General features: G+C 59.5%; 9 protein-coding genes. 1 reads left to right on the forward strand and 8 read right to left on the reverse strand.

Features of this window, described 5'->3' with window-relative positions; translation table 11 throughout:
- Positions 1-36: 36 nt before the first annotated feature.
- Positions 37-2,664 (reverse strand): TonB-dependent receptor, encoded by a 2,628-nt coding sequence (locus QWI16_RS08420; RefSeq protein ID WP_302712358.1) that lies wholly within the window; start codon positions 2,662-2,664, stop codon positions 37-39.
- Positions 2,665-2,867: 203 nt separating this feature from the next.
- Here QWI16_RS08420 and QWI16_RS08425 point away from each other — a divergent pair, with 203 nt between their 5' ends.
- Positions 2,868-3,293: a DUF3465 domain-containing protein gene (locus QWI16_RS08425; RefSeq protein ID WP_302712359.1), complete on the forward strand. Its 426-nt coding sequence runs from the start codon at positions 2,868-2,870 to the stop codon at positions 3,291-3,293.
- Positions 3,294-3,311: 18 nt separating this feature from the next.
- On the opposite strand, the gene QWI16_RS08430 is transcribed toward QWI16_RS08425, so the two are convergent.
- From QWI16_RS08430 to QWI16_RS08460, 7 genes are read right to left on the reverse strand one after another with little or no spacing between them, the layout of a single operon-like run.
- Entirely contained in the window at positions 3,312-4,391 is a 1,080-nt protein-coding gene (locus QWI16_RS08430; RefSeq protein ID WP_302712360.1) for a metalloprotease, read from the reverse strand.
- Positions 4,375-6,075, reverse strand: a complete 1,701-nt coding sequence (locus tag QWI16_RS08435) for a BatD family protein (RefSeq protein WP_302712361.1) — start codon at positions 6,073-6,075, stop codon at positions 4,375-4,377. The genes QWI16_RS08430 and QWI16_RS08435 overlap by 17 nt, the downstream gene beginning before the upstream one ends.
- A 5-nt stretch (positions 6,076-6,080) precedes the next feature.
- Complete coding sequence (locus QWI16_RS08440) at positions 6,081-7,979, reverse strand: VWA domain-containing protein (protein WP_302712363.1); 1,899 nt, start codon at positions 7,977-7,979, stop codon at positions 6,081-6,083.
- Positions 7,976-8,992: a vWA domain-containing protein gene (locus tag QWI16_RS08445; RefSeq protein ID WP_302712364.1), complete on the reverse strand. Its 1,017-nt coding sequence runs from the start codon at positions 8,990-8,992 to the stop codon at positions 7,976-7,978. The genes QWI16_RS08440 and QWI16_RS08445 overlap by 4 nt, the downstream gene beginning before the upstream one ends.
- Positions 8,985-9,497, reverse strand: coding sequence for a DUF4381 domain-containing protein (locus QWI16_RS08450; protein ID WP_302712365.1), 513 nt, complete (start codon positions 9,495-9,497; stop codon positions 8,985-8,987). The genes QWI16_RS08445 and QWI16_RS08450 overlap by 8 nt, the downstream gene beginning before the upstream one ends.
- Positions 9,494-10,447 (reverse strand): DUF58 domain-containing protein, encoded by a 954-nt coding sequence (locus QWI16_RS08455; protein ID WP_302712366.1) that lies wholly within the window; start codon positions 10,445-10,447, stop codon positions 9,494-9,496. The genes QWI16_RS08450 and QWI16_RS08455 overlap by 4 nt, the downstream gene beginning before the upstream one ends.
- The gene (locus QWI16_RS08460) at positions 10,447-11,406 is read right to left on the reverse strand and encodes an AAA family ATPase (protein ID WP_302712367.1); all 960 of its coding nucleotides are present in this window, start codon (positions 11,404-11,406) and stop codon (positions 10,447-10,449) included. Before QWI16_RS08460 ends, QWI16_RS08455 begins: the two co-directional genes overlap by 1 nt.
- Positions 11,407-11,493: the final 87 nt, after the last annotated feature.

Here is an 11,493-nt window from a genome sequence, read left to right on the forward strand (position 1 = left end):
ATGCAAGGCGCCTCCCTGCGCCAGGGTGTACTCCTCTTAAAAGTTGTAGCGGGCGCCGAGACTGTAACGTGGGCCGTTTTCGTAAAAACCCACCGGTAAGCCGTCTGAGGTGCGCTGGTAAATGATCTCGTTGGTGATGTTCACCGCCGTGGCAAACAGCGTGAAGTTGTCTGAGACCGTCCAGTTGGCGGTGGCATCCCACTGATCGTACTCATCCGTTGCCAGTTGCGAGCCAGAGGTCAGACCGCCGTAAGATTCGGAGCGCATGTTATAGGACACCCGTAGACTGACGGTGTCATTTTCATAGTACACAGAGGCGTTGAACTGATCCTTCGAATTGCCGGGCAGCTCCAGCTGAGTGCCGTCTTCGTTGGCTGGTACGTCGGCGTCCGTCCAGGTGTAGTTGGCGAGAAAACCAAAGCCCATGCCCAGGTCCTGCTGGTACTGCAGCTCTATCCCCTGAATGTCCGCTCCGTTCGGGGCGTTGTAGGGGCGGGTGACATTGATGGTCTCGCCGTCGATCTGCTCCGGTTGGGTGTCGGTAAAGACAAAGGTGGAGAGTTCCTTATTAAAATAAGTCGCCGCCAGTAGACTCAGATCGGTAAAGTACCACTCGGCACCAAACTCAAACTGATCGGCCATGATCGGATCGAGGTTGGGGTTACCCGCGGTGGCGGTACCGCTGGTGGCGTTGATCACAATGTTGGAACTCAGGTTCTGGAAGGTCGGCCGCGCCATGGCACGGGAAGCGGCGGCGCGCAACAAGAGGTTGTCCGACAGATCGTAAATCAGGTTAAGACTCGGTAGGGTGTCGGTGTAACTGCGGCTTACTGAACCGAGATCGCCGTCGATGTAAGCGTTGGAGGTTTGATCGGTTTGCACCAAACGCACACCGAGATTGCCGCGTAACTTGCCCGCCTCAAAATCGGCCTGGGCGTAGGCGGCTGAAATTTCCTCGTTGATTTTGTAGTAGGCGCGCTGATCTTCTGAGTAGGTCATGGCGCCGGCGTCGAGGATCGAGTCGATTTTCTGTTGCGCCAGATCAATGTCCAGAAACGCGTACTGGGTCAGTGAGCCCGACGTGGCCGCCTCGCCATGTAACTCGGGGCTGGGTCCCGAGGATACGTCGGCAAGCGTAATGGCGTTGAGCGCCGCTACCTGATCGGCAATGTCGGGGTTGCTGACGTTGACGCCGCCCACACTGCGGTTGTTTTCAATGGAGTGGTCGCGGAACTTGGCGCCGACTTTCAGTGCATTGATAAAGCCCCAGTCCACGTTGAATTCCAGATCGGCCTGGGCGTAGGTTTCATCGTCTTCCATAATTCGCACCCAATCGCGCAGGTTGGCAGCGTTCAGATTGAGCGCGCTGCCGTCCAGCGGGTCTACGTCCGGAAAGCTGAATTCATTGGTGTTGGGACCAAAGTTCAACACCTCGCGGCTATAGCCCTCAAACCAATAGTTGCGATCTTTGGTGCTGCCACCTTCGGCGCTGGTCTGGCCAGCTTGCAGGTGCAAAACCCAGTCGTTACCCGCGTATTCGGCGTCAATATCAAAAACTTCGGATTCCACATAGGCGTCGCGCACAATGGGTTCGTCGGCAACGCCAATGCTGTCGGGGTTTTCAATGGTGCCGCCTACCAGAGCCCGGCGGCCATCGCTGGTGGGAATAAAGACCGGATCAGTGACCACATCGCCATTGGGAATTTTGTAGCCGCCCACCACAAACAGATAGTTTTGGTTGGAGTTGTCCATATCCATGTCGGATTTGACGTAGTTGACGGCAATGTCCCAGGCGTCGATGGGGCGAAATTGCAGGGTCAGATTAGCGGTGTCGCGCTCGCGGTCCTGATTGAAAATGGCTGAGCCGCCACCCCAGGGCACGTAGACATCGTCATAGGTTTCGCCGTTTTGATCGGTGATGGTGTACAGATCGTTGGTGGGGAAGACCTCCAGGCCATCGCGGCGCATGGTGCGCGTCTGGCTGTTAAAAGAGGCGAGAACACCAAAGGTTTCCGAATCGTTCTTCCAGCTGACCAGTCCCGATACCTGAGGGTCCCACTCGTCGGGCAGGTCACTGTATACGCCTTCTACCGAGGCGTTGATGGTCAGTGGGTCGAGGTCCATGGGGCGGCGGGTGCGCACGTTCACCATGCCGCCAATGCTGCCTTCATCGTGGCGCGCTTCGGGGCTTTTGTAGACCTCCAGCGAAGAGACCAACTCAGAGGCCAAAATGGAATAGTTAAAACCGCGGCTCGGATTATCGTTGGCCCACCAGTAAGCCGAGGCCACGTTCTGGCCGTTCATCAGTGTGCGGTTCAAAGTGCTGTCGGTACCGCGGACAAAAATGTCGCGGCCTTCACCCCAGATTCGATCCACAGATACACCGGGAATGCGCTGCAGAGAATCGGCGACGTTTTTATCCGGGAATTTACCGATGTCTTCCGAGCTGATCGCATCGACAATGGATGTGGCATCGCGCTTCACATCCAGCGATTGGGCAAGGGCGCCGCGAATGCCGGTGACCGTGACCTCTTCAATGGCCTCAGCGCTACCTTGCGCAGCGGTATTACCCGCCAGCAACGGCAGGCCAATCGATAGTGCAAAAACAGTGTTGGCAAGCGGCTTTTTGCGCGCCTGCAGTGGCAAACCTCTGGGGTGTTTCATCGTTTACTCCTCGTTATTTTGTTATGGCACGTCGGTTTGATAACCGCGTTAGGGAGTAAACGCCGAGGGGGCAAAAACCCCGACACATTTTTGATAGGGTCGGCTTCTATACCGGGGTCTAACATCTCACCGGCTTGATGCAGCTTGGCGCGGGGCGCTTTATCGGATACCCTTTTTTGAATGTTCCGCGAGTGGCTATACCTATGTGGCGTTCACTGCTCATTTTTCTGGTGACTTTGCTCGCCATTGGTTGTGCGCCGGAGCCGGGCGTCGGACCCACTGCCTCGGCCGATGCCTCTGTTCGTAAGCTGCAACATGCCTATGAGCACCGGCAAAGCGATCTGCAGGTTGAAGGGCAGGGTGTGGTCTCTCGTATCCTGCCAGACGACACCAAGGGATCAAAACATCAGCGCTTTATCCTGATGCTCAGCAGTGGTCAGACCTTACTGGTGGCGCACAATATCGACCTTGCGCCTCGCCTGGAGGGACTGAGCGAAGGCGATGTGGTGGGCTTTTTCGGTGAGTACGAGTGGAACGACAAAGGTGGAGTGATTCACTGGACACATCACGATCCGGCAGGCAGGCATGTCGATGGTTGGCTGCGTTATCGTGAGCGGCGCTACCAATGATCTGATTCGAGTTTGTCCCTAACTCGATAGAAACACCAGTGGCAAATTGGCGCCTGCGATTCCGGTGCTGGCCATTATCACCGACAGAGCGACCAACACAGCGATGACCAAAAAATACAGTGCTGTGCAGACACTCATGCCGTAGGTGTTCATGGGTCTTTGGCGTTTGTACTCCTGCGACCCATTGGCCAGAAGATCCACGGCGCCGAGGATGCCAAAAAATACCAGCAAATGCAGACCAAAAGCGAAGGCGGCGGCCACCAGCGTCGCACTCAGGAAGAGCATCATCTTATGCCCGAGCTTGCCGGGTTTGCTGTAGGCGATGGCTTTGATCGCCTGGCCACCATCGAGTGGCACAATAGGCAGCAGGTTGAAAATATTGAGCAGTAAGCTGATGGCGGTAAAAATTGCCAGTGTTTGGTGCTCTGTCATCAGCCAGGCGAGCCAACCTGCGACGGCGCCCAGGCTGCCAACCACCGGGCCTGCCATGGAAATCTTGTAGTCCTGCCAGCGAGTCTTGGCCTGCTCGCTCACCGCAACCCCACCAAGAAACGGAATCAAGTAAATACCTTTAACTTTCATCCCGCACTGGCGCATGGCCAATACATGGCCAAACTCGTGAATAAACAGGGCGGCGATGATGCAGATTGCAACCTCCAGATTAAACAGCCACGCCCAGCCCGCCAGGGCTGTGCCGGCCAATGCTGCCTTGAGTGCGCCCGCGCTTTTGATCAACTTGAAAGCGAGGCCGATGAGCGCAATGCTGTGGCCCTTCGCCTTGTTGGCGATCCGGGTGTCGGTGGGATCGCGCTCCTGGGGGGAACGGCTTAACCCGGCGCTGATGGTATAGCCTCCCTGATAAAGGGTATCGGTGTCGCTGGCGAGCCGAAAATTGCAGCGCTTGGCATTGCCGTCGAGCGAGTAGTGCAGGGTCACCGAGCCCTGAGCGGGCAGGGTAAACGCATGCACGCCCTGCCAGTTGTGATGGTAGTTAAGCGAGACCACCTTGCCGTTGAGGCGCAATTGCTCCAGGCCGCTGTCATCGCGCAGCAGTTGTAGGCGCTGCCCCTCAAAGGTGAGGTCAAGGAGCGTGTTCATGGTGGCCGGTTTCCGGGTAAAGGGGCGCAGGCCCGGCTTGTTTGGCGTCGCGTTTGTTCACTCTCAAAGCCTGAATCATTGGCAACAGCTGGCCGGGATCAAAGGCGCTATTTTTACCGCCGTAGATGGCCGTGTCCAGCGCTTGTAATTGCTCGTTCACGGCCGCTGAATCTGCCAGGCGCGCCAATTCATCCAGCGAGCGCACTGGTCGTTGCCAGTGGCGACTTGCCCAGTGGAGCAATTGCTGGCGTAGCTTTGGAAGGTTCTTGTCGGCCGCCGCTCTTTTCACGGCTTTCCATTCGCCCTGATCGCTGCTTTTTTTCTCCTGTTTTCGGGGGGAGCTCCGCTTGGGAGAAAAAAAGTAGAGCCCGGCAAACACCAATAAGAGTAAGGCTGTGACGCTCTGGCTGATGATCAGCCAAAGTGGGATGTAGGGCGTTGCCAAAATGCTCCCTGTGCCCGCCAGCGAACCGGGTTGCTCTGGCTCGGTAGCCGTGGGCACTGAGCGGGCATTGGCAGGCATAGTGGCTTTGACGGTCAAACCGGGCAGGCGTGCGGTTTCATAGTCGCCGGTGGCGGTGTTAAACCAGCGCAGGGTGATCGGTGGCAGTTCGGAGGTGCCTGCGGCATTGGGCACCATTGCCAGGGTTTCTGTGCGCGTGCTGACGATGCCCTTGTTACTGCGCTGCTCGTTGGTCTGCGCTTTGTCTTTGTAAGAGCTGAAACCGGGCAGCTCGGCAAACTCAATGGGCGGCAGCTGCGTTGGCAAAAGGCCATCGGCTTCAATGGTGACGCGGCGGGTCACCGGCTCGCCGGCGACCAGAGACTCAGGGTCGTGACTAAAGTGCTGTGTCAATTTGACATTGCGAGCCGGCAACCAGGTATCGCCGCCATGGTTCTCGGGTATGGGCTTGACCTCAATGCTCAAACTGTCGCTTCTGCCGCGGCGCACGGGGCCATTGCCAAAGCTGAGTAACGAGCGGTTGTTGGTGCGCAGCTGCACCGCATACTCCAGCGGTGGCAGGGTCAAAGTGCCGCTTTTTTGCGGGTAGAGGGCAAAGGTTACCTCGTAGACTAGGTGTTGGGTGCCGTTGATCTCGGTGATGTATTCGTCTTCGCTCACCGCCTCTATAAAAGCGCCATCAAGATCAAAGTTGCCGAGCTCCTTGCCGCTCCAATTGTATTTTGAAAACAGTTTGGCGGTGATCAGCACCTGCTCTTGCACATAGACAGAATCCCTGGATGCACTCAGCGACAAAAACAGCTCGGCGTCTGCGTCAGCGGGAGATGAGGGCGGGTCAGTGACCTCGATGGTCACCGGCTCTGACATGGCCCCGTCCGTTTGAAAAGAAGGAATCGTCAGCTGACCTCGGCGCTTGGGCGAGAGCACCAAATCCCAGATCAAGTAAGACTCGGTTTCCCAGTTCACTGTGTAGGATTCGGTGCGGCGGGAAATATTGAGAATTTCAAAATCGCCCTGAAGCACTGAAAAGTCTGGGTCGGTCGCGTTTTGACGGCCATTTTTGAGCTTCACGGAAAGGTTGAGCTGATCGTTGATGCTCAGGCGCTCGCGGCCGGGCTCGGCGGTCAGTGTCGCGGCGCCAGCAATACTCGCCGCCAAAAGCCAACCAAGGGCGAGAAGAAGCGCGAGAGTGTGCGGGAGATATCGTGTTTGTCTAGCCATGGGTATTACCAGCGTTGTTCGCTATTGCCGATGTCGTCTAACTGCTGCAGGCGCGAGTTCATGCGCTCCTGGCGTTTTAACTGATATTCGTACTGAAATTTGTTGCGCAACAGGCCCGAGGGGTCGTCGGGAATCTGCCGCAGCCACTGCTCCTGTGCTTGTTGCTTTTCTTGCTCCTCAGCGCTGAGCGGCTGTGCTTGAGCCTGAGCCTGTTCGTCAGTCTCGCCTTGTGAGCTGGCCGATGAAGCACTGGTCTCGGCGTTCTCCTGCGGCTCGGGTTCGCGCTGATCCTGGTCGCCGCCAGCAGAGCTTGACTGACTTGAAGATTGGCCCTGGCCCTGTTGTGGCTCCGGGTTTTGCGGCGCGGTTTGTTGCTGCCCGCTCTGGCCATCGGCTGATGAGCTCTGCTGCTGATCCTGAAGCTCTTCCTCGCTGGAGGGCGAGCTCTGTTGGTCCTGTTGATCTTGCTGTTGTTGCTGGTTTTTCTCGCCCTGTTGATCCTGCTGGTCTTGCGAGTGTTGTTGATTGTTCTGTTGCTGCTCTTTCAGTTGTTCCAGCTGCGCTTTGTTGGCAGCGGCGTCGGCCATCTGCGGGTCGAGTTCCAGCGCACGATCGTAGGCGGCTATGGCGTCATCCAGATTGCCGGTGTGGGCGAGGGCGTTGCCGCGATTGTAGTGGGCATCGGCGGTATCCAGCTTGGCAAACTGCTCCGCAGCGGTTTGGTAGTCGCCAGCGCGATAGGCCGCCGTAGCTCTCCAGGCCGGGTCTTCAAACAGCTCGGCGGCTTCAGTAGGCCGGTTTTGCTCCATGGCGCGGGCGCCGCGCTGGTCGGGGGTCAGCAGCCAGCTTGGCAGGCTTTGCGCCTGCACCGGCGGGGGCATAAATCCCACCATGGGCACGAGTACAAGCGCCAGCAGAACGCCGCGGCGAAAGGCGTAGAGCAGCGCAGGCAAGAGTAAAATCGCGAGCCAGGGGCCGCGGTCGACCCACACATCCATACGGTTGTCGGCCAGAGTGTGCTCAGAGCCCAGGCGCGACACAGGTCGCATCAGGTGGTCGATGTCCCGCGTATCAAAGGTGCTGGTGATGTAGCGCCCACCACTGCCTTGCGCCAGCTGCTGCAGGGTGGCGCTGCCAAGCTCAGTGGTGATGACGTTTTGCTGCGCATCGCGTAAGAAGCCGCCGCTGCCTGAGCGAATGGGCACGGGCTGATCGCTGCCAATCCCGAGGATAGAGAGGCGGTAGGGTGAGCTGTCCAGCAGCTTCCGCACCCTGGTGACCGCGTTGTCGGTGACGCCATCGGTGACCAGCAAAATCCGCCCATTGGCGAAACCGGCGTCGCTAAGCATGGTGATGGCCCGCTCGATGCCGGCTTCGGTGCGGCTGCCGGGTACGGGCATAACCCCCGGCGACAGCACGGGCAGCAGGGCGTTAATGGTGTCGGTGTCGGCGGTCAGGGGTGTCACCACATGGGCATCGTCGCCGTAGACCACGAGGGCCGTGTCGCCCTCATCGCGTCGCTTTAACAGCTCGGCAATTTTCAATCGCGCCCGCACCATGCGGCTGGGTTTGACGTCGTCGCTGATCATGGAAGGGGACAGGTCCAGTACAATCACCATGGCATCTGTCTGGCGGTGTACCTGGCTCGGCGCGCGCTCCCAGGTGGGCCCGGCGAGGGCCAACACCGTCAGAATCCAGCAGGTAAAGAGGGCGACAACACCGGCTCGTGAGCGCCTGGCGGCGGTCTTATCGGCCAGTGGCGCCAGTAACTCCGGCGCAATCAGTGAGCTCCAGCCACTTGAACGCTTATGGGAAAACCACAAAGCCAGGGCAATGAGCGCCAGGGGAAGCAGTGTAATCAGGGCCCAGGGGCGCAGCAGGTGGAAGTCGGTAAAAAATGTCATACAGACCTCCTGCTAGCGGGGCGGCCAAGCCGGATGCGGCTCGCGGCCAACAGGGTACAAAGCAACAGGGCCAGGCCCAGCGGCCAATAGAAAAGGCGATTGAGCGGGCGTATGGTCCTGTCCTCCAGCTCTACCGGTTCCAGAGCGTCCAGCTGCTTGTGCACCGCCACCAACTCTTCTGTGGACTCCGCGCGGAAAAAAGCGCCGCCGGTGATCTCGGCGATCTGCGCCAGTGTTTCAGTGTCCAGGTCCGCCGAGGCGCTCTGGCGATTAAAACCGTTGATGATCTCGGTGGAGCCAAAGCCAATGGTGTAAACCTTAACCCCCATGTCGCGCGCGATTCTGGCCGCTTCCAGAGGGTCGGTATTGCCGGCGGTATTGGCGCCGTCGCTCAAAAGAATAATGCGGCGGCTAGTCTCGGGTCGCTCGCGCAGCCGCTTGATGGCCAGGCCCAGGGCGTCGCCGATGGCCGTGGCGCGACCGGCAAAACCGATTTGCGCCTCTTGCAAAAGTTGGTTGACGGTTTCGGTATCGTGCGTCAGGGGTGCCTGCAGATAGGCCTGGTCGGCAAACAGAATCAGCCCGAGCCGGTCGCCTTCACGGCGTTGGACAAAATCGCCGACCACGGCTTTGACGGCATCCAGCCGGTTGATGGGCGCTGTATTTTGAAACTGCATGGCCAAAATCCCCTCCGGCAGCATGTCCTCGCGGCGCATACTCACCGAGATATCCACTGCCAGCATCATATCGCGGCCGCTGTAGGGTAAGGATTCGGGCTCACCCACCCAGCGCGGGTCGGCCCCCGCGGTAACCGTCAGCGCCCACATTGCCCAGAGCGCCAGGGTTTGCGCAGCTCGCCGTGGGCCGCTCTTGCCCGTTTGACCGAGTTGTGACGCCGATTCAAAAAAAGGCACCTGTACTGCTTGCTGCCGCTGCGGCTGAGGTTTGACCCAGCGCATCAGCAGCGGCAGTGGCAGAAGCACCAAGAGCCAAGGCAGACCGAACTCAAACACGGCTTGCCTCCTGTCCAGCGGTCTGGTTGATGGCGGGCGCTGTGCGGCGGTGCTGCCCAAGCCAGCGTTGGGTCAGCTCCAGCAGTGCCTGGCGCTCAATGTCGGGGCGGGGGCGGTAGCTGTTCATACCGAGTGCGCTCCCCGGGCCTTGAGAGAAGGCCTGGCCGCCGTCGAGGCTGGCGTCGAGAAAACGCAGCCAGCGCTCGCCGTAGAGGGTCGCACAGTCGGCCCCGTAGGCGTGAATCGCCGTGCGTTTGAGCAAATCGTTAATGGCGCGCGCCAGCGCTTTGTTGTCTTCGATGCTCGCCAGTGTGCCCAACTCGCTCTTTGCCAGGGCCCGGTAGCGGTTGCGCTGACGCCGCCGCAGCCACAAGTAGAGCAGGGCGGCCAAGCTCAACATGAGCAGAGCAATCAACAGCCACCACAGAGGTGCCATGGGCCACCAGCCGATGGCTTCGGGGGTGTGGATGTCGCGCAGATTGGCCAGCGGGTTGGACGGGTTCATTGCCGTCCTCCGCGGCGGGCGCCGCCAAAGCGTTGGCGCAGCAGCTGGGTGTGGCTATCTGCAGTGGACAGGGCGAGCCGCTCAAGCCCCAGGCGCTGAGCGCGCGCTTGCAGCTGTGCCAGATGCTCTGCGGCGCGGGCCTCATAGGCCCGCTGGAACTGGGTATCCTGCGCCGGCAGCTGCACGCGAGAGGCGCCGTCGGTAATGGTGAGCGGCCCGTGGGCGCGCAGTTGCTGCTCCAGTGGGTCACTCAGGTGAATCAGGGTAATGTCCAGATGGCGCTGCAGATGAAACAGCTGCTTTTCCGCCTCGTCGTCCAGGTCGTGCAGGTCGCTAATGATAAAAACGGCGGCGCCCGGGGTGGCAATGCGCCGCAAGTCTTTGCAAATTTGCGCCAGGGAAAGGCCGCCAGTACTGGCAATGGGAGATTGCAGTGCGTGATTGTAGCTTTCCAGGAATTGCAGCAGTTGCAGGACGCTGTGCTTACTGCGTTTGGGGCGGGCGTCGCGAAAATCGCTGTCACCGAACACCAGCGTGCCCACTCGGTCGCCACTGTGCAGGGCGGCCCAGCCAAGCAGCGCGCCAATGTGGCAGGCCAGGGTGGACTTAAAGCAGTTCACGCTGCCGAAGAACATGGGCGACCTCTGGTCGCAGACGATGTAAACCGGCCGCTCGCGCTCCTCGCTGTAGAGTTTGGTGTGGGGCGTTTGGGTGCGCGCGGTGACCCGCCAGTCGATGGAGCGAATGTCGTCACCGGCCTGGTAGAGCCGCACCTCTTCGAAGTCCACACCGCGGCCGCGAAAGCGGGTTCGAAAGCGCCCGCTCTGAACGCTCTGCGCCGGTCTCGGGGAAAAGAGCTTAAGGTCCCGCGCGGCAAAGCGCTCGCGCAGCAGCTCGGACATGGCGCAGTAAGGGCCGCGTGCGGCGGTATCGGCTCGGGTACTACTCATCAGGCAATGGGCACGGATTTCAGCAGCAAGTCGATGACCTGGTCGCGGGTGTGGCCCGCGGCCTCGGCTTCAAAGCTCAGGATCAGGCGGTGGCGCAGACAATCGTGTACCACAGCGGCGACGTCGTCGGGGCTGACAAAGTCCTTGCCGGCGAGCCAGGCGTGGGCGCGGGCGCAGCGCTCAAGGGCAATGGTGCCGCGGGGGCTGGCGCCGTATTCCAGCAGGCCGGCCAGCTCTTGGCTATAGCTGGCCGGGCGGCGGGTGGCGTTGATCAGCTGCACGATGTACTCTTCCACCGCCTCACTCATGTGCAGGGCCAGGATTTCCTGCCGCGCCTGCATAATGGCGTCTTGGCTCAGTGGGCTGGGAGCCGAAGGCGCCTGATGGCTGGCCTCGGCGCGCACCAGCGCGAGAATTTTGCGCTCGGCGGCCACGTCCGGGTAGTCCACATTCACATGCATTAAAAAGCGGTCTAACTGGGCCTCGGGTAAGGGGTAGGTGCCCTCTTGTTCAATGGGGTTTTGCGTGGCCATCACCATAAACAGTGGCGGCAGGGGGTAGGTTTTGTTGCCGACACTGACTTGTCGCTCGGCCATGGCCTCTAGCAGTGCCGATTGCACCTTGGCAGGTGCGCGGTTGATTTCATCGGCCAGTACCAAATTGTGAAAAATCGGGCCCGCCTGAAATTCAAAAGTACCCTGCTCGGGGCGAAAAATATCCGTGCCGGTCACATCGGCCGGTAGCAGGTCGGGGGTAAACTGGATTCGGTTGTAGTCTCCCTCAATCGCGTCGGCCAGGGTTTTAATCGCTTTGGTTTTTGCCAGGCCGGGTGCACCCTCGACCAGCAGGTGGCCGTCGGCCAGCAGGGCGATTAACAGTCTCTGGACGAGATGTTCTTGACCAATGATCTGACTGCTGAGCCAGTCAGTAAGCGTAGAGAGGTGCTGCTGTGGCTGCATTGCAATAACCTTTGCTGATGTTGTGTCCGGTTTTAGGCGCAATATGACAATGGCATGTGGTGCCAGTTCCGCAAATTTCAACGTCTT

Origin of the sequence: Gilvimarinus algae (genome assembly GCF_030518215.1) — a bacterium.
Taxonomy (GTDB): Bacteria; Pseudomonadota; Gammaproteobacteria; order Pseudomonadales; family Cellvibrionaceae; genus Gilvimarinus; species Gilvimarinus algae.